This window comes from Thalassovita mediterranea (assembly GCA_019448215.1).
Taxonomy (GTDB): Bacteria; Pseudomonadota; Alphaproteobacteria; order Caulobacterales; family Hyphomonadaceae; genus Henriciella.
Window position 1 is genome coordinate 2,818,864 of sequence record CP080408.1, and the last position, 25,023, is coordinate 2,843,886.

The window sequence follows — 25,023 nt, forward strand, 5'->3', positions numbered from 1 at the left end:
CACACCAGACCGGGATCCCCCGTCATGCAAGGAAATCCGGGGCTTAACCGCCTGTTGGCGCAGCATCCACGAGTTCCAGTTGCGCGCGGCGGCGGCCATTCCACTCGTCACATTTCAGGCGTCCGACCAGATGAAAGCGCCCTCGCGCCTGCAGCGCATCGCCCAGCGGCGTGCCGACACTGCGCCAGCTCAGCACTTCGACTCGCCCTGTCGTGCTCTCAGCTGTCAGGCGCAGATGATTGGCACCGATGGGCCGCGCATGCGTGATCTCCATATCCGTCAGCGCAAAATATGGTTCAGGTGCGCCTTGCCCGAACGGGCCGAGCTGCGCGATGAGATCAAAAGTGTCAGGCGACACAGCACCCGCGTCCAGCAAGGCGTCGACTTTCAGTTCCCGCGCCGCATCCCGTTCATCTGAAAAGGCGCTGAGATGGGTATTAAGCCAGTCGGAGAACGGCCCGATCTGGTCTGGCTCAAGGCTGAGGCCGCCAGCCATCGCATGACCACCGCCTGAGAGAATATGCCCTTCGCGTGCAGCCTGGGCGATCGCGTCCCCGATATTCACACCGCGTACAGACCTCGCCGATCCCTTGGCGACTGGACCAAGCTCCCTGCCCCAGCCGATCACGATTGTTGGCCGGTGGAAGCGGTCCTTGATTCGCCCTGCCACGATGCCGATGACGCCGGGATGCCAATCTTCGCCAGATACGACGAGGGCATGACGGTCAGGATCCTGCTCCAGCTGACGTTCTGCCTGTGCCGTTGCGATTTCTAGAATATGGGCCTCTACGGCCTTTCGCTCATCATTCAGACCATGAAGCCGCTCTGCGAGTTCAATCGCTTCCTGACGGTCATCTGTCGCGAGCAGCTTTGCCGCAAGCCACGGGTCACCGACCCGGCCGCCTGCATTGAGGCGGGGCCCAAGAACGAAGGTCGCATGATACACGCTTTCAATCCGGCCGATCCCGGCAACGTCTGCCAGCGCGCGGAGCCCCGGATTTCCGTCACGGGCCATGATCTTCAGCCCCTGATGGACAAAGGCGCGGTTGGCATCGCGCAAAGGCGACATGTCGCAAAGCGTGCCAAGGGCACAAAGGTCGAGCCAGTCGAGCATGTTGGGCAGGCCGCCAGCAGGCGCGATATTCCGCTTGCGCGCTTCTGCGTTCAGAGCTGCGAGCATGACATAGACCACGCCAGCCGCCGCGAGGTGGCCATAGCCGGATGTGTCATCCGGCCGATTGGGATTTACCAGCGCGGCCACTTCCGGCCATTCATGCCCCATCAGGTGGTGGTCGATGACGATGACCGGCAAGCCAATGCGGTTGGCTTCTTCAAGCGCTTCCGTCGCCGCAGCCCCACAATCAACCGTGATGACGAGGTCGGCGCCCTGTTCTTTCAGATAGCGAAAGGCAGCTGGAGACGGGCCATAGCCTTCCGTCAGGCGATCCGGGACGTAGAGGCCAAGCTCTCGCCCCCAGGCGCGAAAGTACCGGGCAAGCAGGGCCGATGAGGTGCCGCCATCGACGTCATAATCAGCAAAGACAGTAACGTTCCGGCCATCTGCGATCGCGTCCATAATAAGACGCGCCGCCTTCTCCATATCCTTGAAGGTGGAGGGGTCCGGAAATGTGTCACGAAGCTTCGGCGCCAGAAATCCCGGCGCTGCGCCCGCTTCTACGCCTCGAAGAAAAAGCAGTCTGGAAATAAAGTCCGGCGTGCCAAGCGAAAGGCTCAGCTGCCGGACCTTGTTGTCGTCGACGTCGGCGAGCGACCAGTATCGATCGCCGAGCGACTGACCGACATTGAACAGGTAGCCGCCGCCCGGCATCACCTAAGCGGTGCGGTAGCGCGACTGGATCTTGCGGACCATGCCGTCGGCCGAGCTCATGACGAGCGTATCTGTCGTGATGACGCCAGGACGAACGACGACGCCGTCCACCAGGCCGCCCTTTGTTACGCCCGTTGCGCAGAAGACAGTCTCTCCGCTTGCAAGCTCATCAAGATCATACTTGCGATCGAGATCGGTGACGCCAACGCGCTTGGCGCGTGCGCGCTCATCGTCATTGCGGAAGAAGAGACGGCCCTGCATCTGACCGCCAACGCATTTCAGCGCCGCTGCCGCGAGCACGCCTTCTGGCGCGCCGCCCTGCCCGATATAAAGGTCGATGCCGGTGTCCGGATTGGTGGTGTTGATCACGCCAGCGACATCGCCATCAGAGATGAGGCTGATGCGGGCGCCAACGCTGCGGATACTCTCGATGATATCGGCATGACGCGGACGATCGAGAACGCACACCGTCATCGACTCGACAGGCCGTCCTGCAGCTTTCGCCATGGACTTGATGTTCTCGGCAGGCGTCGCATCGAGATCGATCACACCTTTTTCGTAACCCGGGCCGATGGCGATCTTGTCCATATAGGTATCAGGCGCGTGCAGCAGGCCGCCACGCGGCGCAATCGCAAGAACAGCGAGCGCGTTCGCCATATTCTTGGCGGTGAGCGTTGTGCCCTCAAGCGGGTCGAGCGCAATGTCGATCTCCGGGCCGTTCCCGGTGCCGACTTCCTCGCCGATATACAGCATCGGCGCTTCATCGCGTTCGCCTTCGCCGATCACAATCCGGCCTTTGAAATCAACCGAGTTGAAAGCCGTGCGCATCGCATCGACAGCGGCCTGGTCAGCGGCTTTCTCATCGCCCAGACCCGCGAGCTTCTGCGCCGCAATCGCCGCCACTTCGGTTACACGTACCATCGCATCAGCAAGATGCGGGACGAGAATGCTATTTGTCATATTCTTCCTCGCAGCCAGAATGGCTGTCCCCCTACTCCGATGAAGCCTCAATGGCCATTATCTGCGGTGTTCCTACATTGGACGCCAGCGACTGCAAGCGCTCGCGTGCATTCGATATCTCCTTGCGTGAACAGAGATGCGTCACGATAGCAATCGGCGCGGCGCCGTCCTCGTCAGCCGAGTCCTGCAGCAATTTGTCGATCGACACGCCCGCCTCGGCAAGTGCTTCGGTAAGTTCTGCGAGCGAACCGGCTTTATCCATCAGCTTGACGCGGACAAAATATGCAGCGGTTTCATCGGCTTCTGCGACAACGAACTTGCGGCGCGCATGGTGTTCGGCGTGACCGAACGCTGGGCGCGCAATCGGATTGAAGAGCTTTGCCACGTCGCCCATGACGGCGCTCGCCGTAGGTCCGGGACCTGCGCCGGGGCCTGTCAGCGTAACGGCACCTAGCGGATCACCTTCTACACGGACGGTGTTAAGGCTGCCATTGATGCGGGCCAGCGGGTGATTCTTCGGCAGGGCGAATGGCTCGACGCGGCAGACAACACCGTCGCCTGCAATCTTGCCCTCTGCGATGAGCTTGATTCGAAGGCCGAGCCTGTCAGCAAGATCGAGGTCAAGCAGCTCGACACCATCGACGCCGGACACCGACACTTTTGAGAAGTCGAGGTCGGCTGAGAATGCGATGGCCGCAAGGATGGCCGCCTTGTGAGCCGCGTCCATGCCGGACACGTCGAGGGTCGGGTCAGCTTCAGCAAAGCCGAGACGCTGAGCCTCAGCCAGAACGGTGTCGTAAGACTTGCCGGTGTCGAGCATCTCGCTCAGCAAAAAGTTACACGTGCCATTCAGGATGCCGGTAACGCGGTTGATTTCGACGCCAGCGAGCGAGTCGCGCAGCACGCGGACAATCGGAACACCGCCTGCGACCGCCGCTTCGAAAAGAAGGTCGACACCGTTCTCGCGCGCAAGCTCTGCAAGGGCCTGCCCATGCATGGCGATGAGCGCCTTGTTGGCGGTTATGACGGATTTCCCGGACTTGATCGCGGTTTCGACGGCGACCTTGGCAGGACCGTCAGAGCCACCAATCAGCTCCACGAAGACATCGACGGAGTCATCTGCCGCAAGTTTCGCGGCATCATCAAACCAGCGATAGGAGTCTGTCTCGACAGGCCGGTTGCGGCTCCGGTTACGTGCCGTGACGCCCGTAATCTCGACCTGACCCGGAAGGCGCAGGTTTTCCTGGCGCTGTACAAGGTCAACGAGACCACAGCCGACATGGCCGAGCCCTGCGATACCGAGCTTCAATGTCTTCACGACAGCTCCTTTCCTTCAAATACCGGTCCTTCATTCTCCGCAGCCGCTTTGCCGTGGGTCTGAAGGAATTTCTTGATGTTGCGGGCTGCCTGCCGGATGCGCTGCTCGTTTTCAACCAGCGCGATGCGAACATAGCCTTCGCCGCGCTCTCCGAAGCCAGAACCGGGCGCCACAGCCACGCCTGCCTCATTTATGAGCGCAAGTGAGAATTCGAGACTGCTCATGGATTTGCACTGCTCGGGCACAGGCGCCCAACAGAACATGGAAGCGGTCGGCTTCGGCACGTCCCATCCGGCACGGCGGAAGCTGTCGACGAGAGTGTCGCGGCGCGCCCGGTAGATTTCACGGGCTTCAGCGACGCAATCCTGCGGGCCGTCCAGAGCGGCGCAGGCGGCGACCTGAATTGGCGTATAGGCGCCATAGTCGAGGTAGGACTTCACGCGGCCAAGCGCGCCAATCAGCCGCTCATTGCCCGCCGCAAAACCGATCCGCCAGCCTGCCATGGAGTAGGTCTTCGACAGGGTCGTTGTCTCAACGGCGATCTCACGTGCGCCTTCGACCTGAAGGATGGATGGTGGCGGATCCTCGAAATAGATTTCGTTGTAGGCAAGATCAGACAGGATCCAGAGATCATGCTGACGGGCGATCTTTACGGCTTCGCGGTAGAAATCGAGATCAGCCACAGCGCCTGTCGGGTTGGACGGATAGCAGAGCACCATCGCGGTCGGCGGCGGCACGCTGTAGCGGATCGCGTGATCAAGATTGGAGAGGTACTGTTCCGGCGTCTGGGCTGGCACGCCGCGGATCGAGGCGCCAGCGATGATGAAGCCGAACGAGTGCAGCGGATAGGAGGGGTCGGGCGCTAGGATAACGTCGCCCGGGGCGGAAATTGCCTGTGCGAGGTTGGCGAAGCCTTCCTTCGACCCCAGCGTCACGATGACTTCGCGGTCCTTGTCCAGCGTCACGTCGAAGCGGCGCTTATAGTAATTCACGAGCGAGCGGCGCAGGCCATTGATGCCGCGCGAAGCGGAATAGCCATTCACGTCCGGCTTCTGTGCGGTCTCACAAAGCTTGTCGACGATGTGTTTTGGTGTCGGCAGGTCCGGATTGCCCATGCCGAGGTCAATAATATCCGCGCCATTCGCCCGCAGCGCCGCCTTGCGACGGTTCACCTGTTCAAAAACATAGGGCGGCAAACGCCTGATCTTATAAAATTCTCCGGCCATGACCGAACTCCGCAGGGCAAATGGGCTGTAGCGATGGAAAGGAAGTGTCAGCGCCGCGCGCGGGGCCTGTCAAACCTTGCCCGCAGGGAAGCAACTTCCTGATCTGACAGGAAGTCGGCGGGAGCTGGCCGACCTTCGAGCTTGTTAAGCTGCGCATCGCCCCAGGCCGCGATTTCCTGCGGCGTGAGATAAGTCGGCGCTGAACGCGGGTCCTTGAGCATGGCCTGATACAAGGCGCTGCGGCGGCGGACCGCCTCATCCTTGGCGCGCTTGGAGTCCGAGTCCACGCCTTCATCCGTCTCGACTTCAGCCTGAGGTAGCGTCGGGACATCAGCAATTTTCGGGAAGCCACGTTCCGCCAATTCCGCCTGGCGCTTTTCATACCATTCCGGCGGCTGCACGGTGCTGCTCGAGGTCGCAGTTGTCGTGCATCCGACCAGCATCAGCGTAAAAACGGGAATCAACCAGGCTTTCGTCATAAACTTCGGTACTCTTCATTCATCCTGAAACATTTATTCCCTACCGCTGTTTGTGTAGAATAGCGATAGAGGGTGATGAAAAGCACGAGCGATATGAGCGATCCAGAACACCGCACACTGAATGCGATCCTCGCTGATCAATCACCTGAGCAGTTACAGGCGATCGGGCAGGCCCTTGCCGAAGCCGCGATCGAGTCGCAGGCGCTGCTCAATGAAGTGCTTGCGACAGCGAACCCCGGCGAAGGGCTTACGTCAAACCCAGACCCATTCGGTGTCGGCAACACCTACGGCCGCCTCGGACAGTCGCTGGCGAGCAATCCGCAGGCCTTGCTCGACGCAAATCTGGAGCTCTGGACCGGCTGGATCAGCCTCTGGAAGGATTTCACGCTCGGTCAGATCAGCGATGCGAAGGACAAGCGCTTCTCTGACCCCGAATGGTCGTCCAACCCGGCATTCGAGTTCATGCGCAAGGCGTATGAGCTGAACTCATCCTGGATGATGTCGCTGCTGGAGGCCGCGCCTGATCTTTCGCCAAGCGACAAGCGCAAGGCCCAGTTCTACACGCGCCAGACAATAGACGCGCTGTCCCCGACCAATTTCTTCGCGACCAATCCTGCAGCCCTGCGCGCCATGTTGAAAACGGGCGGGCAGAGCCTCGTTGACGGCTTGCGGAATGCCCGCGCTGATATCGCCAAAGGTGGCGGCCGCCTGTCGATCAGCCAGTCGGATGAAACGCCATTTGAGATCGGCAAGAATATCGCAACCGCCCCCGGCAAGGTCGTGTTCCGTAACAAGCTGATCGAGCTACTTCGGTTCGAACCATCCACCGAGGATGTTTATGAGCGCCCGCTGCTCATCTTCCCGCCCTGGATCAACAAATACTACATCATGGACCTGCGCGAGGAGAACTCGCTGATCCGCTGGCTCGTCGACAAGGGCCTGACCGTCTTCGTGGTCTCGTGGCGGTCTGCGGATGCCGTGACGCGTGATTTTACGTGGGATGACTATATCGAACACGGAGCGTTCGCGGCGATGAACGAAGCCCTCGCCCAAACCGGTGCGGGCAAGCTTAACGCCATTGGCTATTGTATCGGTGGCTCGCTTCTCACCGGGGCGCTTGGCCACATGGCGAAGACGGGCGACGAGCGCGTCGCATCGGCCACCTTCTTTGCGTCGCAATCAGACTTCTCCGATGCAGGCGACCTGATGGTGTTCACCGATCCGGAGTCACTCGGCAGCATCGATTCCGTCATCGACGAGAATAATGGCATCATGCCGGGCGAGATGATGGGCCAGACTTTCAACTGGCTGCGCCCTGTCGACCTCGTCTGGCGCTACGTTGTCGACAATTACATGATGGGCAAGAAGCCTCGCCCGTTTGACCTTCTGTTCTGGAACGCGGATCAAACGAATATTCCGGGCGAGACGCATCGTACCTATCTGAAAAACCTGTATGGAAAGAATGAGCTATCCCAAGGACGTTTCAAAATCTTCGGTGAGCCTGTTTCCATGGGGGACATCTCTATTCCCGTCACCATTCAGGCGAGCCGCGAAGACCATATCTGTCCGTGGCACTCCATCTATCGCGGTGCCCAGAAGTATGGCGGCGACGTAAATTTCATCCTGGCCGGGTCGGGCCACATCGCTGGCGTGATCAACCATCCGAGCGCCGAGAAGTACCAGCACTGGACAAATGAGGGCTTGGCGAAGACGCCAGAGGCCTGGCTGTCTGGAGCCGAAGAGACCAAGGGCTCATGGTGGCCGACTTGGTGGGAATGGCTTGAGCCTAAGGCGGGCGACCTTCAACCAGCTGAGCCAGTTGAAGACAAGGGGCTGGGCGACGCACCCGGCACCTATGTGAAGATGCGCCTCTCTGACATCGCGCAGGGCAAGATGCCCGCGACCGAGTATTCGACGCCTTCCAAGCCTGACCGCCCGGCCCCAAAGCCGAAGCCGGCCGCCAAAAAGGCGTCTTCGCCTAAGCCCAAACCGGCTGCCGCCAAGGCAAAAAGCAGCTCTACGACTTCGACGAAGTCAAAGGCGGGCGCGAAGAAGCCGGCCAAGAAAACTGCGTCTCAAGGGAAGAGTGGCAGAAGTGCGTCGAGCCCCAAGGCCTGATCCCATCCCATCATAAGGTTGAGGTTCTGGATGGCCTGACCGCTGGACCCTTTGACGAGGTTGTCGATGACCGCGATCACAATCACACGGCCTTTTGCGCTGTCAGGGAAAACGGCAATCCGGCAATCATTCGTCCCGCGCACATGACGCGTATCCGGCGGCGGTGATCCGAGCGGCAACACGCTGACAAAAGGCTGATCTGCATAGGCCGCCGACAGAGCTGCATGGACCGAATCGACGTCTCCGCGCAGATGGCAGGTAACGTGTTCACCTCGTGCCATCGGGATCAGGTGGGGCGTGAACGTCACTTCGATGTCATTGAGGCCTGCCCGCAGATTAAGCTCCTGCTCAATCTCCGGCGTATGCCGATGGGTGCCGACTCCGTACGCGTGCAAGCCCTCGGTGACTTCGCTGAAGAGGTTGCCTTCTTTCAGACCCCGCCCTGCCCCGGTCGCACCGGACTTGGCGTCGATAATGATCGCATCACGATCAATAATCATAGGACTCATTAGCGGCAGCAGAACCATGAGAATCGCCGTCGGATAGCAACCCGGACAGGCGACAAGATCTGCGCCTTTCATGGCATCGCCAGCGTGTTCGCTAAGGCCGTAAATTGCAATTGCCGTACGATCGGGCGCGATATGCTCGCGGCCATACGCCTTAGAATAGGCCACTGCATCGCGAAACCGGTAGTCTGACGAGAGATCGACGACCTTAACATGGGATGGCAGCGTCTCGATCAGGTCCTGGCTTGTCCCATGCGGCAGGCAGCCGAATGCGACGTCAATGCCGTCCCAATCAACATCCTCAGCCTTGATGACGTCGAGGTCGTACTTGCCGCGAAGGTGCGGGAAAATATCCGACAGTGTCTTGCCAGCGAGCGCGTTCCCCGTGGCAGCGACGGGCGTGACAGACGGGTGATTGCGCAGGAGTCGGACGGTCTCAGCGCCGGTATAACCGGACGCGCCCAGAATAGCGGCTTTCAACGGTTGATCGGTCATGAAGCCTCTTTGTCATGTCAGCGGGCAAAGAAAAAGGGCGCTCCGGTTTCGAAGCGCCCTTTTCGGGAAAAAGATTCTGAATGCGAACCTAGCGCTTCGAGAACTGGAAGCTGCGGCGTGCTTTTGCACGGCCATACTTCTTACGCTCAACCGTACGCGGGTCGCGGGTCAGGAAGCCGAATGGCTTGAGAACCGAACGCAGGCCTGGCTCGTAGTTCACGAGTGCGCGGGCAATGCCGTGACGCACAGCGCCAGCCTGACCGGAAAGGCCAGAGCCCTTTACGGTGCAGATCACGTCGAACTCGGTGCGGCGATCGGTTTCAATCAGCGGCTGTTCGATCACCATGCGCAGAACCGGACGAGCGAAATACTGCTCCTGGTCCTTGCCGTTGACGGTGATCTTGCCGGTGCCTGGCTTCAGCCAGACGCGAGCCGTTGCGGACTTGCGGCGGCCGGTGCCGTAAGAGCGGCCGAACTCGTCGATCTTTGGCTCTGCAGTGACAACCGTCTCGGTTGCAGCTTCGCCGCTAGTGACGGTTTTCAGGTCTTCAAGAGAATTGGCGGTATCGGACATATGATCAGTCGTCTCTCAGATTCTTGACGTTCATCGATGCGAAATCGACGGTTTCCGGCTTCTGGGCCTCATGCGGGTGCTCAGACCCTGCATAGACGCGAAGCTTGGAGAATTGCTGGCGGGCGAGCGGGCTTTCACCCGGCATCATGCGCTTCACAGCGAGCTCAATCGCGCGCTCTGGGAAGCGACCGCCGAGGATCTTCTCTGCCGTGGTCTGCTTAATGCCGCCTGGGTATCCGGTGTGACGGTAATAGGTCTTGTCACGCAGCTTGTTGCCGGTGAAGCGAGCCTTTTCCGCATTGATCACAACGATATGGTCGCCCGTATCGATGTGCGGAGTGTAATCAGCGCGGTGCTTGCCGCGCAGGCGTTTGGCGACATATGAAGCAAGGCGACCGACCACAACATCAGTTGCGTCGATAACGATCCACTTGTTCTCCACGTCAGCTGGTGCGTTATAAGTCTTCATTGCTCCTCGGGAGCCTCTCATTCGGAGTGTTGGAATATGTTCAAGCGCCCGCGTTTAAGCGCGCAGACCTTCCCTGTCAACGCAGGGATCGCCGGTTTCCTGCTATTCTATGCTGCATCCTGCTCTGGCCCGCAAGAGCCAGCAGAACAGGGCGAACCAGCGGCCCAGGAAGAGGACGCTGTGTCTGAAACCACTGATACGGCAGCAATAAATATGTTGCCGGCTGTCTGGTCGACCCGCCAGCTCGATTCGCCGGTTGCCAGCATCGGCGTTGCGGGCGGTGCCGGATCGACATTCGCCGTCGCCTATGACGATGGCAGCGTCCAGATTTTCGACTTCGATGGTGAACGTATCACCGAGACGACCGGTGAAGGTACGCGCGCGCTCGCGGAGGGACGCTATGCGATGCTTGCTGGTACGCCGGTCACGATCTTCCCTGGCATCGACGCAGAGGGCAGCCTGAAAGTCTGGATCTATGGCGGCGGCGTTGCCGCGCCTATCCAGTATGATCTGCAAGGGGACCAGACCGGTCCTGCAGCGGGCATCTGTGCCGCCCCGCCTGCGGACGATGCTGATTCCACCCATCGGATTGCGTACTGGACTGAAACGGAGCCGGACACGCTCTATAATGGCGCTATTCGGGAATCGGGCGGCGAGCTTGTCTTTGAAGTCGAAGATGAGCAGACCGCCAGCGGCCCGATCACCGCCTGCGTCATCAGCGCTGACGAGGCGACGGTGTTTACGGCGCCTGTTGATGCAGCGGCCAGCCTTCGCCGTCTGGGACGCGAAACGCTGATCCTGTCCGAAGGCAATGGACGTCTTAAACTGGCCGTTGGCGACAATGAGCCGGCAACATTCGATATTCGTGAAGGCATCACGGTCGAAGTGCCGAGCATGTTTACGTCGCTGGCGGCAACGGGCGATGCGCGCGGCGGCGGCTATCCCGGCGGCGTCATCATTGTCGGCGGCACGGTCAGCGGCGACGATCACCGGGTCGTCATGATAGACCCGAGCCGCATTACGATGTCGCCGATTGAGGTTCCGACGCCGACCGAGTGATCCAGACAAGGCGCACGGCGGCGATGAACACGATCACGCCGAGCGCCTGATGGACGATGGCAAGCTTTAGCGGTGCGCCGCTGACGAGTGTGTAGATGCCCCAAGCGGCCTGAGCCGTGATCAAGGTGGCAAGCAAGGCAAAGGGTTTGGCGGCAGGCTTGCCCCAGGCAAGGACTGCCCCGCCCAGCGCCGCGCCCCAGAGGACATAGGCGAGCAACCGGTGATTGAACTGGGTCGCCGCCAGCCCTTCGAACAGGCTGCGGATGCCAAGACCGTCCTGAATATATGAAGCGGGCACGAAGGCGCCGTCCATGAGTGGCCAGTCAGTATAGGTGCGCCCGGCATCAAGGCCTGCTACGAGGGCGCCTGATGCCATCTGGATCGAAACCAGGGCGAGCAGCACGATCGACAGTGAAGAAAGAAGCCGGGAAGCGGTGATGCGGCTCGTGCGGCCAAGATCCAGCCATAGCCAGACCGTGTAACCAATGATGACGAGCGCCAGAACGAAGTGTGTCATCAACCTGTACGGCGCGACATCCAGACGGTCTGTTTCACCAATCCCGCTGGACACCATCCACCAGCCAATCGCACCCTGCAGGCCGCCAAGCGCAATCAGAATGATGAGGCGCGTGGTGAGCGCCCGGCCGATCCACTTGCGGGCCAGAAAGAAAACGAGACCACCGACAGCAAAAAGGCCGATGAGCCGCCCGAAGAGACGGTGCCCCCACTCCCACCAGTAGATGTACTCAAACTCCGCCAGCGTCATATTGTAGTTCTGCTGCTGGAATTCGGTGGTCTGCTGGTACTTCGCGAACTCTTCCGCCCAGTCCTGCTGGTTGAGTGGCGGGAGAGATCCGCTAATCACGTCCCATTCGGTGATTGAGAGACCTGAATCGGTAAGGCGCGTCATGCCTCCGATCAGGATCATCGCATAGACCATCAGCGCGATAACGACGAGCCAGCGCCGGATCCATTTGTCTGCAAGCGGGGACTTTGCCATTTGTGTCATGGCGACCTATCTGAGCCCATACCGCGATTTCGCAAGCCGTCACGCGGTCGCAGGTGTATCGAAGTCAGGACCGGAACCCATCATGCGCAAACCGCTCGCGGCCATCGCAATCCTTGCCATCATTGCAATCTGGATCTTTCTGGTCGGGACAATCGGCAGCCGTATGACAGATTGGCCGTTCTGGCTCGAACTGCCATTTTACATCATTGCAGGCGTCGCCTGGATCCTGCCTGTGCGGCCGGTCCTGCGCTGGATGAACAGCGCAGAGCCAAGCCAGGACTAGCGGTTTTCCTGATCGTCATCCTCGCCAGCAAGCCGACGGGCCTGCTGGCGCAGTCGCTCGAACATGGTGGACGGGTCTTCGCCTTCATCGCTTTCAGCATTTGAGGCCGTGTCAGCGTCAGGTTCAAAGTCAGGGGTGTCCGAAACCTCTTCTGCCACCTCTGGCGGCAGCGTCTCCGGCGTTGGTTCATCACTCCAGCTGGCCTGGCTTTCAGCGACCTCTTCTTCGGCTTCAGCCTCTACTGGGGCTGGAACCACTTCCGGCGTTGGTTGCGAGTCGGCAGAGTACGCTTCGGCTTCTGGCACATCCGCTTCATCTACGGGAGCGTCTGCCTCAACGAGTTGCTCGGGCATGACCTCAGGCGACGCAGCTGCGGCGGCAGCGGCAGTCGTTGCGACCGTGGCGGTATTATCAGAATAGCTCCCGGCCGTTGCCTGCGCTGCGTAATCAGTCTGTGGTTCTGATGCGACGCTTGTGAGCGAGAGATCCCAGAGGATGGTTTCGCCGCCCGTGAGGGTACGACCCGGCTGCACGATGCAGCTGCCCGGTGAGCGCGCCGGAATGTAGACATCACACCAGCCGCCGAGCCGGCGCGTTGCGACCGTCTTGCCCTTGGCGACCCGGTCACCAGCGTCAGACTTGGTAACAAGGCGCGGGCCGAGACCGCCGGATGCAAAGACGAAACCGGCGCGGATATTGTCATTGCTGAAGACCGCAGAGAGACGCGCAAGCCCTTCGGATTCGGCCTTCATGGCGATCACGGCCTTGGGCTCCCCCTCTGTGCACTCGATACGGTCAATGGCGCCCGCAATTGGCGCGTGAACGTTGTTGGTAGAAACGGGAGACGATGCGATGCGGATGCGGACGGTCGGACCTGCCATACGCAGCCCCTCAGGCGCTTCAGTCTCTCCAACCGAAACGACGACGCCGTCGCAAGGCGACGTCACATGGTCGACCGACTGCGGTGTGACCCGTTCTGCCGTGCGCGTGGCAAAGAGGATGATGACGCCCGGAATGAAGCCGAGCCAGAAAAGCGGCTCCCACAGCATGGCGAGCAGGATGCCGAGCAACCATGCCGCCAGGAATCCGACAACGCCCTCAAGGTCAAAACCGCTCCTGAACCAGGGGAAGGTCTTGTGAGAAAGTGACGCGTCACGGTCTGCCATGGTAGTTCCTCTTATTCGGCGGCAGTTGCGAGGCGATCCCTCGCAACCTGATGCGCCCACATTTGTGCATACTTGCCATCAGAGCGCAAAAGTTCGCCGTGCGTTCCGCGCTCCAGTATTCGTCCTTGCTCGAGAACGACGATTTCGTCGGCGTTCTGCACGGTCGACAAGCGGTGCGCGACCATCAGCGTTGTGCGCCCGCGCGACGCTTCATCGAGCGCATCCTGCACAGCTGCCTCGGTTGCGCTGTCGAGAGCGGAAGTCGCTTCATCGAGGACGAGAACAGCCGGGTCAGCGAGGATGACGCGGGCGATACCGACGCGTTGCTTTTCGCCGCCAGAAAGTTTCAGGCCGCGTTCGCCGACTTCGGTCTGCCAGCCATCCGGCAGCGCTTCGATGAATGGCAGAAGTTGTGCACGGCGTGCGGCGTCCTCGAGCGCTTCGATGGAAGCGTCCGGATTGGCGTAGGCGATGTTTGCGGCGATCGTGTCGTTGAACAGGACGACATCCTGCGGGACGAGGCCCAGCGCCTGTCGCAGAGATGCCTGCGTCATGTCGCGAACGTCTGTGCCGTCGATGCGCACGCTGCCAGTCTGTACATCGTAAAAGCGGAAGAGAAGCTTTAGCAGTGTCGATTTGCCTGCACCGGATGTGCCGACAAAGGCGATCTTACGCCCCGGTGCGACGTCGAAGCTGATATCGGCGACGCCAACCGTTCGGGCATCGTGCGTGAAGCTGACGTCTTCGAAGCTCACCGCGCCTTCTGGCTTGTCGAGCTCTACCGCCTTTGCCCTGTCCTGTACTTCAGGGACCATGGCGAGAAGACCGTGAAGCTTTTCGAGATCGACAGCGCCCTGTTTGATCTCGCGCCAGGCCCAACCGAGGATATTGAGCGGGGCATAGAGGCTGAGCAGGACGAGCATGACTGCGGTGAGGTCACCAATCTGCATCGTGCCCTGGCTGTAATTCCAAGCTGAAAGCGCCAGCACGGCCAAGAGGCCTGCATTCATGATGAAGGCCTGCACGCCGTTCAGCAGGTACATGCTGCGGACCGCTTCAACGTAGCGCTTGTTGTAGCGACGCATGGCGGTGTCATAGCGGCCTGTCTCACGCTTTTCGGCAGCGAAGGCTTTCACCGTTTCGAAGTTTGTCAGCGTGTCGATTGAGACGGCGCGAAGCTCGGTATCCGCCTTGTTCATGCGCCGACGCTGCCGCACGCGCCATTCGGTAATGATAACAGTCGCGATGACGTAGAGAATGATCGTGACGACGGCGATCAGCGCGAGCCGATAGTCATATGCCGCGCCAAGCGCGATGGAGGCGAGCGCGAGACGGACGAAAGTCGGGCCGATATTGAAGGCGAGAAAGCGGATCAGGTAATCGATCGCGCTCGCGCCCCGCTCAATGACGCGGTTAAGCGCGCCAGAGCGGCGCGTCTGATGGAAGCCGAGGGAAAGCGATTGCGCGTGACCAAAGGCGTCGACGCAGGCGATGCGCTGAGCATCCTGGCTGACCGGGCTGAACAGCGCGTCACGCGCCTGCGGTAGCGCGGCCGCCAGAAAGCGAAGTCCGATCGCAAGCGCGATCCAGCCTATGGCAATTGCAAGCGGGGCAGCCTCCACGCCGTCTTCCCCCGCAACCCGGTTGATCGCATCGCCGAGGATGATGGGCGAGACAACTTCCAGCACGGCTGCGCCAAGCGTCAGGATAATGGCGACCACCATGATGGGTCGCCACTTCTTCATCTCCGGACGGGCGAGGAGTTTCAGGATCTTGACGATCGCGCTACCAAGACCGCCATCGGCGCTCTCGATCCGGTCGCGGTCTGGCTGCGAAAAAGTGGGTGCGGTCATGGCTGCCATATGGGACGAAATGTGCGCGGCGAACAGGGCGAGGCTGGAACGAATCCACGCAGTAGCCTAAACGCGCTTGAAAACGAATGAGACTGAAATGGCGAAGCTGAAATCAATCTGTGTCTATTGCGGGTCATCTGACGATGTACGCCCCGGCTATCTGACCCTTGCCCGCAATCTTGGCCGCGCGCTTGCGGATCAGGACCTGAAGCTGGTCTATGGCGGCGGCGGTGTCGGCCTGATGGGCGCTTGCGCGCGCGCTGCCCACGAAGCTGGCGGCGAAGTGCTGGGCATCATGCCGAAATTCCTGCTTCAGAAGGAACGCGTCTTCGATGAAGTCGAACACCGCATCGTCGATGACATGCACACGCGCAAGCAGATGATGTTCGACGAGTCAGACGCTTTCATCGTGCTGCCCGGCGGCATCGGTACGCTGGAAGAGGCTGTCGAGATGCTGAGCTGGGCGCGCCTTGGCCTTCACGCAAAGCCAATGGCCTTCCTCGATGAGGACGGTTTCTGGGCCCCGTTCTTCGAGCTGATGAACCACATCATTGATGGCAAGTTCACGCCTGAAAGCTTCCGCAGCGCACTGGTGCACGAGAGCACGCCAGAGCTTGCGATTTCTGCCCTGCGCGACCGGGTTGTAGCGATTTCCTGATCAGTCTCTGCGTCAGGCGCGGGAAAGCCGGCGTTCGGCTGCCTCGCGCCCGATCAGCGGGAAAATTACTGACATATCCGGGCCGTGCTCCTGACCGGTCAGTGCCTTGCGAAGCGGCATGAAGAGCCCCTTGCCTTTGCGGCCGGTCGCCTCTTTCAGCTCCGTCGTCCAAGCCTTCCAGCTTTCACTGGTGAGCTCACCTTCCGGAAGGCGATTGCGCGCCTCTGCGATGAAGTCGGCGTCCTCGTCATCAATGACTGATGAAATCGTGCCATAGGCGATGTCAGCGAATGGCTTTGCGTCGTGAACGGTCTCACAATTCTCGCGGACGGCCAGCCAGAAGGCTTCGTTGGCCGCATCAGGCGCGATGCGCTCAAGGTCTGCGCGAACCGCTTCGAATGACAGGTCGTGTACGAGGACCGCGTTCAGGGCGAGAAGGTCCTTCTCGTCAAACTTAGCGGGTGCGCGGCCGATTTTCGAGAAGTCGAACTCTGCCGCGAGCGTCGCCAGATCACTGCGCACTTCGATATTGTCGCTGGTGCCGAGCTTGGCGAGCAGTGACAGGATCGCCATCGGCAGGATGCCGCGTGCCTCGAGCGTGTCCATGCTGAGCGAACCGAGGCGCTTGGAGAATGCGCCGCCTTCTGCATCGACCAGAAGCGGGGTGTGCGCCATATCGGGCGCGGTACCGCCAAGCGCCTTGAAGATTTCGATCTGGGCGCCCGAATTGGTGACGTGGTCCTCGCCGCGCACGACGTGGGTGATCTTGGCGTCGATGTCATCGACAACGGATGGCAGCGTGTAGAGATACGAGCCGTCCTCGCGGATCAGAACCGGATCAGAAACGCTGGACGTGTCGATGCTTTGCGGACCGCGAACGAGGTCATTCCATTCAACGCGGTCACCGGACAGCTTGAAGCGCCAGTGCGGCTTCCGGCCTTCGGCTTCCAGCTTCGCCTTGTCCTCATCCGTGAGGTTCAGCGCCGATCTATCATAGACCGGCGGGCGGCCGCGTGAGAGCGCGATCTTGCGCTTGCGGTCAAGCTCGTCAGCGGTCTCATAGCACGCATAGAGGAGGCCCATGCCGCGCAGCTTGTCGGAAGCTGCATCGTACTGGTCGAACCGTTTGGACTGGTTGAACGTGTCATCCCAGACGAGGCCGAGCCAGGTCAGATCAGCCTTGAGGCCATCTTCATAGGCCTGCGTCGAGCGTTCGGTATCGGTGTCATCGATACGAAGGATGAACTTACCCTGCTCTCCTCCCGTCTGCCCCTTAGCAAAGAGCCAGTTGATGAGGGCTGTGCGGACATTGCCGACATGAAGCTTGCCAGTTGGCGAAGGCGCGAAACGGACGACAGGTGCGGTCATCAATCATCCCTGAAACGGTTGGTAATCGGATAGCGACGGTCGCGGCCGAAATTCTTGCCGCCGACTTTGACGCCGGGCGGCGCTTGCCTACGCTTGTACTCGGCAATGTACAAGAGATGCTCGATACGTCTTACAGTTGCCTCATCGTGCCCGCGGGCGAGAATGTCGTCGATATCAGCCTCTTCATCGACGAGGCCGCGCAGGATGTCATCGAGATCGTCATAGGATGGAAGCGAGTCCTCATCCTTCTGGTCCTCGCGCAGTTCTGCCGATGGCGGCTTGGCGATGATGCGTTCGGGAATCACTTCTCCGGGTGGGCCAAGCGCGCCCTTTGGATGGTTCGCATTGCGCCAGCGGGACAACTCAAACACTTCGGTCTTGTAGAAGTCCTTCAGCGCATTGTAGCCGCCGCACATGTCGCCATAGAGCGTCGCGTAACCAACCGCCATTTCAGACTTGTTGCCGGTCGTCACAACCATGTGGCCGAACTTGTTGGAGAGCGCCATCAGGGTCAGGCCGCGAAGGCGGGACTGGATATTCTCTTCGGTCGTGTCGCTTTCACGTCCGGCGAAGAGATCACCAAGCATGTCGTCCATCGCGCCGACACCGGGCGCGATGTTGACGATGTCATAGCGCACGCCGAGCAGCTCTGCGCATTTTTTTGCGTCTTCGAGGCTTTCCGACGAGGTGTATTTCGACGGCATCATCACGCACCAGACCCTATCGGGCCCGAGTGCATCTACCGCTATTGCCGCTGTCAGCGCACTGTCGATGCCGCCGGACATGCCGAGGACGACACCCGGAAACCGGTTCTTGTTCACATAGTCGCCGAGCGCGAGCGTGGCGGCGCGGTACTCCATGTGCCAGCCATCTGGGTCCAGCTCACATCCCGCATCGGGGAGCTTCAGCTTGCGCGTCTCAAGGTCGAACTCAACCATGGACATGCCGGTGTCGAACTGGCCAACGAGACCACAGCGCTGAGAATGGGTGGTGTTCGTTGCGTAGGAGGCGCCGTCGAAGACAAGCTCATCCTGACCGCCCACCTGATTGACGAAGATGTAAGGCAAGCCGAGCCTGCTCCAGCGATCAAAAGCCTCGGCGCGTTCGCTATGAATACTACGGCGCCACGGCGACCCATTGGGAATGACGAGAAGTTCGGCGCCAGCCGCCTTTGCCGCATTCGGGACGCGGTCGAACCAGACGTCTTCACAGATGGCGAGACCGATCTTTACGCCCTTCACTTCAACGATACAGGCAGGCGACTTACCCTTGGTGAAGAGACGCTGCTCATCAAAGACACCGTAATTGGGAAGTTCCTGCTTGTCGTATCGCGCTTCAATGGCGCCATCGCGGCAGAAGAGTTCTGAATTGTAGAGCTCACCATCTTCGGCCCAGGGCGAGCCGATGATGAAGGCTGGCAGGTCGGCCGATCCCTTGGCGAGGTCGGCGACCGCTTTCATGCTGAGCTCAACCGCGCTCGGCTTCAGGACGAGATCTTCCGGCGGATAGCCGAGGATGAACATCTCGCTGAAGACGACGAGATCAGCCCCATCGCGCGCGCCTGCCTCAAGCGCCTCGAGTGCAAGCTTCGCATTGCCGTTGATGTCACCGACAACGGGGTTGAACTGGACCGCCAGTATTTTGAGCACGTCTGTCATGGCGCCCACTTAAGAGAAACTGTCAGCGCTGCAAAGCACCAAGGAGTGCGTCACAAACCCGGTGGATCTGATCTTCCGACAGGTATGGGTGCATTGGCAGGCTGAGAACCTCCTTCGAGGCACGCTCACATTCCGGCAGACCGCCCGGAGGTGAGAACTGTTCGAAGGCCGGCATCTGGTGGATCGGCGTGTCGTAATAGATCGCCGTCGGTACGCCCTTTTCCTGCAGCGCGGCCCGGATGGCATCACGCTCTGGCACGCGCACAGTGTAGAGACCGTAGGCCGACTCGTCGCCCGCGGCGCCGATCTGGCCTTCGACCTTCCCTGCAAGGCGCTCATCATAGATTTTCGCCGAAGCGATGCGGCGCTGGCGCTCATCTTCAAAGATGCCAAGCTTTTCGGAGACGACAGCGCACTGGATCGAGTCGCAGCGGCCATTGATGCCGACGCGGATCGATTCCTTGCGATTGTCGCCTGTGCCGTGCCAGCGGATCGAGCGAAGCAGGTCGCCAACTTCCTTGTCCCGCACAAGGATTGCGCCGCCATCGCCATATCCGCCAAGTGTCTTGGTTGGGTAGAAGCTGGTTGCCGTGATTTCCGCCAGCGTCCCGATCCACTTGCCATCCTGACGGCCGCCAAAGGCCTGTGCGGCATCGGCCACCATGCGGAGGTTATGCGTATCAGCGACTGCCTGAATGGCCGGGTAGTCAGCTGGCAGGCCGTAGAGGTCGACAGGCATCACAGCGCGGGCGCGAAGATTGCGGTTGGCCTTCACGCGCTGGATTTTCCGCTCAAGGTCCTCAGCGTCCATATTGAACGACTTCGGATCGATATCGACCAGGACCGGCGTCGCACCTGCGAGAAGGACCGCGTTCGCCGTGGCGTTATAGGTGAAGCCGGGGATGAAGACCGCATCGCCATGACCATAGCCGAGCGCGATGAGCGGCATGACGAGCGCCTGCGTCCCCGAACCAACAACGACCGCGTCAGCTGCACCCGTGAACTCACAGAGCTTCTGCTCGCACTCATCAACTTCCGGCCCGCCAATATAGCGGCCGTGATCGAGAATGGTCGTCCAGCGTTCTTCGAGCGCGCCGCGGATCGAGGCCTGCTGGGACTTCAGGTCGAAAAACTGGATCGGCGCGTCGCCAGATGGGGTGATTTTTTCGGCAGCGGCCATGGGTCAGGCTCCGGTGGTTGTCTTTATTGTCGTTTCTAGGGCTTCGGCCACGCGTACAGCTTCGACTGCTTCGCGCCCCGGCACAAGGACAGGGCCTTTGCCGAGGCAAGCAGCGAAAAAGGCATGGTCGGCAGCGCCGAGTGGGTCAGGAAGGGATTGCGAGACATCTGCGCGGACTTCAAACGGTGTTGAATTGCGGACTTCACGCGTCAGGAAGTCGATTTCGATCTCGCCGCTCTTGAAGGCGAGGCGCATCTTGCGGCGGCGTTCTTCTGCGGCGCGGCTGGATGTGACGACGGCGCTTCGATCATTCGCGAAGCCGAGCGTCGCTGTGGCCTCGTCGATGTGGCCGGAATGGATGATAGCCCCCTGCCCTTCGATTGTGTCGGCGCGCCCCATCAGGCACGCGACCATGTCGAGGTCATGGATCATCAGATCGAAGATTACTGACACGTCGCCGGCGCGGCCGGTTGGCGCTGGCGGGCTTTCGCGCCATGCTTCGATTTCGGTCGGCGTCTCAGGCAGGTCGAACAGGCCCATTTCCTTGAGGACGAGGCGCTCCTGATGGCCGACCTGTAGAACAAGTCCGGCTGCATCTGCCTGCGCAGCGAGCGCTTTTGCAGTCTCGCCTGTGAGAGCGAGCGGCTTTTCGACCAGCACATGGCAGTTTGCGGCCAGCGCGGCCTCAACCGTCGCGGCATGATAGATCGCAGGGCACGCAACAAGGACAGCGTCGGCAGCTGCGAAAAGCTCAGCCTGCGAGGCAAACGCATTCACGCCGTGCTTTTCAGCAAGCTCAGCAGCGCGCGCGGCATCGGGATCAAACACACCGACAAAGTCAGTGGTCTGCGCTTCTGCGATCTTGCCCGCATGATAGCCGCCGAAAACGCCGGCGCCGATCAAGCCTGTTTTGAGGGACATATGACTTACTCCAGATTAGCTGCCCCTTCGCATTGAGGCGCGCTCACACGCAAGCTGGTGGCACAGGTCGAGAGGTCAAAGAGTCTTGCGAATTCTTTCGCTCTCGCCTTCACAGCGACCTTGGCATGACCCATGTTGCGGCCACATACCTATCAAAAATATGAGGAATCGCGACATGTCAGATATGAACGGAACGGGCTGGGCCCTTGCCAAGCGTCCAGTTGGGATGCCGAAGATGGACGACTTCAAGAAGGTCGAGATCTCTGCTCCTGCGCCGAAGGATGGCGAGATACAGGTGCGCAATAGCTGGATGTCCGTCGACCCTTATATGCGCGGCCGGATGTACGACCGCGAAAGCTATGTGCCGCCCTTCCAGATCGGCGAGGTGCTGACCGGCAGTGCTGTCGGACGCGTCGAAGCATCAGGCCATCCCGACTACGCTGAAGGCGATCTCGTCGTCTCGATGGCAGGCTGGCGGGACGTGTGGACCGGCAAGCCGGAAGACCTGATGGTCAACAAGGTCCCACAGACAGGACTTCCTGATTCTGCGCTTCTCGGTGTTGCGGGCATGCCAGGCCTTACCGCCTATGCCGGGATCCTGCGCGTGGCCGATCTCAAGGAAGGCGACACGGTCTTCGTTTCCGGTGCAGCGGGCGCCGTTGGCTCGACCGTTGTCCAGATTGCAAAGATCAAGAATTGCACCGTCATCGGCTCTGCCGGCGGCGCCGAAAAATGCAATCTCGTCAAGGAACTCGGCGCCGATCATGTGATCGATTACAAGGCGCATGATAGCTATGAAGGCCTGCTTGGCGCGCTGAAGAAGGCGGCCCCTAAGGGCATTGATGTGTACTTCGACAATGTTGGCGGCGATCACCTTCAGGCGGCCATCGAATGTGCCCGTCCGATGGGTCGTTTTGCGATCTGCGGCATGATCAGCCAGTACAACGCTACGGACGTGCAGCCCGGCCCGAGCAACATTATTCAGGTCGTTGGCAAACAGCTGACACTCAAGGGCTTTATTGTATCGACCTACGCAGATATGCAGCCCCAATTCCTGAAAGACATGGCCGCCTGGATCAAGAATGGCGACATGAAGTTCGAGGAAACTGTTATGGAAGGTATCGAGATGGCGCCTGAAGCGTTTCTCGGCCTTTTCCAGGGTCGCAATACAGGGAAGATGCTCGTCAAACTCGCCTGAGCATGCCCCCCCAATGGAGGTAAGTCATGGCGCGTCTCTTCGACGCTTACATCATCGTGGACTGGAGCGCGTCAAGCAAACCTGCGCTCGGTGCCAATTCTGTCTGGATCGGCGCTCTTGCACGTGACGCGCGCCTGAAATTCCAGTTTCAGGCCGCGAACCCGTCCACGCGGAAGAAAGCGCGAGAGCTGATACACGGTCTTGTCGAGCGTTTCGTGAAGCGCGGCGACAAGGTTCTGGTCGGCTTTGATTTCAGTCTTGGCTATCCGGCAGGAACGGCTGAGCTGGCCGGCCTGTCGACGGACAAGCCAGCTTGGCAGGCCATGCATGACCACCTGGCATCGAAGGTCAAAGAGACTGACGATAACAGCAATACGCGCTTTGCCGTTGCGGCCAGCCTTAACTACGCCATGAGCAAGGGGCCGCTGCCCTTCTGGGGCGCACCGGCGCGTGACCGGCTGACGACGCTTACCTCCACCAAGGGTAATTTCGAGGACATTGCGCTCAACGAGTACCGGCGCGTCGAAAGCTGGGTCCGCGAGAACCATAAGGCAAAGCCGAAGTCGAGCTGGCAGCTTTATGGTGCGGGCTCCGTGGGAAGCCAGTCGCTACTCGGTATTCCGACAGTGCATGCGCTTCGCCACTCCTTGCCGAATAGCAAGATCTGGCCATTCGAAACTGGGCTTGCGCCTATGGACGCCGAGACGCTCGACGGCATCGATGTTGTTTTCGCTGAGGTGTATCCGTCGCTCGTCGATGCAAAGCCGCGCACCGGCGAGGTGATGGATCAGGCGCAGGTCGAGGCACTCGCCCGTCACTATTACAGTCTGGACGAGGCAGGCCGCTTAGGCGCCCTGTTCGGTCCTCCCGAAGCCCTCTCAAGCGAAGAAATTGCACAGATTGAGGGCGAAGAGGGGTGGATTCTGCTGAAATAGCCCGTGGTTATTGGGTTTACAGCATATCCACCCCATTCGAATCGTGTAGAAAACTCATACGGCACAAAATCGCCGTTAACAAAGAGGAGTGCCCAATGAATAAGGGTGAACTTACGAAAGCCGTCGCAGAATCTGCTGGCATGTCACAAGCAGACGCCGGCAAAGCGGTGGACGCAGTCTTCGACACCATCTCTGGCGCAGTGAAAGACCGCAAGCAGGTCGCTATCGCTGGTTTTGGTACCTTCCACGCCAAGACCCGCGGCGCTCGTGAAGGCCGTAACCCGGCAACCGGCGAAACGATCCAGATCCCTGAAAAGACGTCTGGTGCTTTCAAGCCTGCTTCGGCTCTGAAAGACATCTAGGTCCCGTCAGGAACCTATTCGGGGCGGCGCGTTGGCTTCAGCTGGCGCGCCGCTTTCGATTCCAGCAGGGCTGTCTGTGCAAGCCCCGCGATGAATGACGCGATCAGGACTGCCTGCATCATGCCCATGGCTCCGCCGCCGCGCTCCATCCCCAGATACCATGTCAGCGGCAGCATCAGCAGGAAGTATGAGCCAAGGTGGATGAAGGTCGGCGGCCAGATAACATTCTGTGCGCGCATCGCCATGGAGGCGACGTTCTGAAGCCCGTCGAATACGATCACAAGCGAGGTGAAGCCAATGATCGGCACGAGCGCCGCATGGATCGCGACACCGGCCACTTCTGCATCCGACCGGATCAGGATTGACGCCAGCTGTTCGCGGAACGTCCAGACAAGCAGACCCAGCAACAGCCCAATCAACACCGTCGCCACGATGCCGAGACGCGAGGCTTCGCGGACCTGATCTGCATTCTTGCGTCCATACGCCTCCGCAACGCGAACGCTGGTCGCCGTTCCAAGGCCGAGGAAAGCCATGAAGCAGAAACCGATGACGTGGATTGCCATGCCGTAAACCGTGTTCACGGCGGTGCTGATCAGCGTGGCGATAATGAAGGTCGAATTGAAGCCGCCCCACTCAGCGACATTCGAGACGGCTGTACCGTATCCGACAGAGAACATGCGCTTGCCTTCCTCTGCTGGCGCGTCGCTGGACGGCCTGAAGGCGGGCGTCATTTTCCAGACGGCGACCAGAAAGAGTATGACGAGAAACCAGCGCGTCCCGGTGGTCGCGATCGCAACACCGTCGGCGCCGAGCTTGGGCATACCCCACCATCCAGCGACGACAGCAAGATCAATCACCAGATTGACCAAGACGCCCGCATACATGATCGTGGTGACGATCAGCGGACGTCGGAGCGCCTCCAAATATGATCCGGCGACATGGGTCAGCATGTGGCCGATCAGTCCGAGTGCGAGAATGCGGGTGACTGACGCTGTGCCGGCCGCGACCTCGTCATCGAAACCGAACAGTCGGAACATGGACCCGGCCGTCAAGAAGATGACTACTGTCAGGATCGCCCCGAACCAGAGCGAGAAGCGGATACCGCGCCTGAATATGCGCCCGGTGTCCTTGCCCTGCCCTATGCCCGCAAGTTCAGCCGTCAGGACCGAAACCCCCATCAGAAGGCCCATGGTCAGTCCAAGCGACACACCGATCGGCAGCCAGGAATTCAGGACAAATGGGACCTCTTCCGGTGCATTCTGGCCAAGGACGATGACGTCCGTCAGGCCCATCAACATCATCGCCGCGCGCGAGACAGCAATCGGCCCTGAAAGCCGCAACAGGTCTGCAATGTCCGATGGCCGCGCCCAGGCGGGCCAAACCCGCCTGCGACGCATGGC

General features: G+C 60.2%; 23 protein-coding genes. 7 read left to right on the forward strand and 16 right to left on the reverse strand.

Going from position 1 to position 25,023, the window contains the following annotated elements; all coding sequences use genetic code 11:
* Positions 1 to 43 precede the first annotated feature (43 nt).
* Genes recJ through KUV46_13800 form a run of 5 tightly spaced genes read right to left on the reverse strand, consistent with a single transcriptional unit; the run spans position 44 to position 5,811 of the window.
* Positions 44 to 1,831, reverse strand: coding sequence for a single-stranded-DNA-specific exonuclease RecJ (gene recJ / locus KUV46_13780; GenBank protein ID QYJ00392.1), 1,788 nt, complete (start codon positions 1,829 to 1,831; stop codon positions 44 to 46).
* A complete protein-coding gene (glpX, locus tag KUV46_13785; GenBank protein ID QYJ00393.1) occupies positions 1,832 to 2,788 on the reverse strand; it encodes a class II fructose-bisphosphatase in 957 nt (318 codons plus the stop codon).
* A gap of 31 nt (positions 2,789 to 2,819) precedes the next feature.
* Positions 2,820 to 4,106, reverse strand: a complete 1,287-nt coding sequence (locus tag KUV46_13790) for a homoserine dehydrogenase (protein ID QYJ00394.1) — start codon at positions 4,104 to 4,106, stop codon at positions 2,820 to 2,822.
* Positions 4,103 to 5,332: an LL-diaminopimelate aminotransferase gene (locus KUV46_13795; protein ID QYJ00395.1), complete on the reverse strand. Its 1,230-nt coding sequence runs from the start codon at positions 5,330 to 5,332 to the stop codon at positions 4,103 to 4,105. Before KUV46_13795 ends, KUV46_13790 begins: the two co-directional genes overlap by 4 nt.
* A 47-nt stretch (positions 5,333 to 5,379) precedes the next feature.
* Positions 5,380 to 5,811, reverse strand: coding sequence for a hypothetical protein (locus KUV46_13800; protein ID QYJ00396.1), 432 nt, complete (start codon positions 5,809 to 5,811; stop codon positions 5,380 to 5,382).
* A gap of 93 nt (positions 5,812 to 5,904) precedes the next feature.
* On the opposite strand from KUV46_13800, the gene phaC reads away from it, so the two are divergent.
* Positions 5,905 to 7,929 carry a class I poly(R)-hydroxyalkanoic acid synthase gene (gene phaC / locus KUV46_13805; GenBank protein ID QYJ00397.1) on the forward strand — a complete coding sequence of 675 codons (2,025 nt, stop codon included), beginning with the start codon at positions 5,905 to 5,907 and terminating at the stop codon, positions 7,927 to 7,929.
* On the opposite strand, the gene argC is transcribed toward phaC, so the two are convergent.
* The 3 genes from argC to rplM all read right to left on the reverse strand — a co-directional run bounded on the left by argC (position 7,887) and on the right by rplM (position 9,973).
* A complete protein-coding gene (gene argC, locus KUV46_13810) occupies positions 7,887 to 8,930 on the reverse strand; it encodes an N-acetyl-gamma-glutamyl-phosphate reductase (protein QYJ00398.1) in 1,044 nt (347 codons plus the stop codon). The genes phaC and argC overlap by 43 nt on opposite strands.
* An 88-nt stretch (positions 8,931 to 9,018) precedes the next feature.
* Positions 9,019 to 9,504 (reverse strand): 30S ribosomal protein S9, encoded by a 486-nt coding sequence (rpsI, locus tag KUV46_13815; GenBank protein QYJ00399.1) that lies wholly within the window; start codon positions 9,502 to 9,504, stop codon positions 9,019 to 9,021.
* A 4-nt stretch (positions 9,505 to 9,508) separates the two neighbouring features.
* Positions 9,509 to 9,973, reverse strand: a complete 465-nt coding sequence (rplM, locus tag KUV46_13820; protein QYJ00400.1) for a 50S ribosomal protein L13 — start codon at positions 9,971 to 9,973, stop codon at positions 9,509 to 9,511.
* A 36-nt stretch (positions 9,974 to 10,009) separates the two neighbouring features.
* Here rplM and KUV46_13825 point away from each other — a divergent pair, with 36 nt between their 5' ends.
* On the forward strand, positions 10,010 to 11,032 hold the full coding sequence (locus tag KUV46_13825) for a hypothetical protein (GenBank protein ID QYJ00401.1): 1,023 nt from the start codon (positions 10,010 to 10,012) through the stop codon (positions 11,030 to 11,032).
* On the opposite strand, the gene KUV46_13830 is transcribed toward KUV46_13825, so the two are convergent.
* Complete coding sequence (locus tag KUV46_13830) at positions 10,992 to 12,041, reverse strand: COX15/CtaA family protein (protein QYJ00402.1); 1,050 nt, start codon at positions 12,039 to 12,041, stop codon at positions 10,992 to 10,994. The genes KUV46_13825 and KUV46_13830 overlap by 41 nt on opposite strands.
* Positions 12,042 to 12,123: 82 nt before the next feature.
* Between KUV46_13830 and KUV46_13835 the strand changes: the two genes are divergently transcribed.
* Positions 12,124 to 12,324 (forward strand): DUF2842 domain-containing protein, encoded by a 201-nt coding sequence (locus KUV46_13835; protein QYJ00403.1) that lies wholly within the window; start codon positions 12,124 to 12,126, stop codon positions 12,322 to 12,324.
* On the opposite strand, the gene KUV46_13840 is transcribed toward KUV46_13835, so the two are convergent.
* Both KUV46_13840 and KUV46_13845 read right to left on the reverse strand, forming a co-directional pair.
* On the reverse strand, positions 12,321 to 13,490 hold the full coding sequence (locus KUV46_13840; protein QYJ00404.1) for a hypothetical protein: 1,170 nt from the start codon (positions 13,488 to 13,490) through the stop codon (positions 12,321 to 12,323). The two genes, KUV46_13835 and KUV46_13840, sit on opposite strands and share 4 nt — an antisense overlap.
* A gap of 11 nt (positions 13,491 to 13,501) precedes the next feature.
* A complete protein-coding gene (locus KUV46_13845) occupies positions 13,502 to 15,343 on the reverse strand; it encodes an ABC transporter ATP-binding protein/permease (protein ID QYJ00405.1) in 1,842 nt (613 codons plus the stop codon).
* A 97-nt stretch (positions 15,344 to 15,440) separates the two neighbouring features.
* Between KUV46_13845 and KUV46_13850 the strand changes: the two genes are divergently transcribed.
* Entirely contained in the window at positions 15,441 to 16,001 is a 561-nt protein-coding gene (locus tag KUV46_13850) for a TIGR00730 family Rossman fold protein (protein ID QYJ00406.1), read from the forward strand.
* A 12-nt stretch (positions 16,002 to 16,013) separates the two neighbouring features.
* Here the strand turns inward: KUV46_13850 and gltX are convergent, their stop codons facing one another.
* Genes gltX through KUV46_13870 form a run of 4 tightly spaced genes read right to left on the reverse strand, consistent with a single transcriptional unit; the run spans position 16,014 to position 21,128 of the window.
* Positions 16,014 to 17,369 (reverse strand): glutamate--tRNA ligase, encoded by a 1,356-nt coding sequence (gene gltX / locus KUV46_13855; protein QYJ00407.1) that lies wholly within the window; start codon positions 17,367 to 17,369, stop codon positions 16,014 to 16,016.
* Positions 17,369 to 19,027, reverse strand: a complete 1,659-nt coding sequence (locus KUV46_13860; protein ID QYJ00408.1) for an NAD+ synthase — start codon at positions 19,025 to 19,027, stop codon at positions 17,369 to 17,371. The genes gltX and KUV46_13860 overlap by 1 nt, the downstream gene beginning before the upstream one ends.
* Positions 19,028 to 19,049: 22 nt before the next feature.
* Entirely contained in the window at positions 19,050 to 20,207 is a 1,158-nt protein-coding gene (locus KUV46_13865; protein ID QYJ00409.1) for a DegT/DnrJ/EryC1/StrS family aminotransferase, read from the reverse strand.
* A 3-nt stretch (positions 20,208 to 20,210) separates the two neighbouring features.
* Positions 20,211 to 21,128, reverse strand: coding sequence for a Gfo/Idh/MocA family oxidoreductase (locus tag KUV46_13870; GenBank protein QYJ00410.1), 918 nt, complete (start codon positions 21,126 to 21,128; stop codon positions 20,211 to 20,213).
* Between the two features lie 184 nt (positions 21,129 to 21,312).
* Here KUV46_13870 and KUV46_13875 point away from each other — a divergent pair, with 184 nt between their 5' ends.
* The 3 genes from KUV46_13875 to KUV46_13885 all read left to right on the forward strand — a co-directional run bounded on the left by KUV46_13875 (position 21,313) and on the right by KUV46_13885 (position 23,623).
* Positions 21,313 to 22,326: an NADP-dependent oxidoreductase gene (locus KUV46_13875; GenBank protein ID QYJ02413.1), complete on the forward strand. Its 1,014-nt coding sequence runs from the start codon at positions 21,313 to 21,315 to the stop codon at positions 22,324 to 22,326.
* Positions 22,327 to 22,352: 26 nt separating this feature from the next.
* On the forward strand, positions 22,353 to 23,261 hold the full coding sequence (locus tag KUV46_13880) for a hypothetical protein (protein QYJ00411.1): 909 nt from the start codon (positions 22,353 to 22,355) through the stop codon (positions 23,259 to 23,261).
* Between the two features lie 95 nt (positions 23,262 to 23,356).
* A complete protein-coding gene (locus KUV46_13885) occupies positions 23,357 to 23,623 on the forward strand; it encodes an HU family DNA-binding protein (GenBank protein ID QYJ00412.1) in 267 nt (88 codons plus the stop codon).
* Positions 23,624 to 23,637: 14 nt separating this feature from the next.
* Here the strand turns inward: KUV46_13885 and KUV46_13890 are convergent, their stop codons facing one another.
* On the reverse strand, positions 23,638 to 25,020 hold the full coding sequence (locus KUV46_13890) for a polysaccharide biosynthesis C-terminal domain-containing protein (protein ID QYJ00413.1): 1,383 nt from the start codon (positions 25,018 to 25,020) through the stop codon (positions 23,638 to 23,640).
* Positions 25,021 to 25,023: the final 3 nt, after the last annotated feature.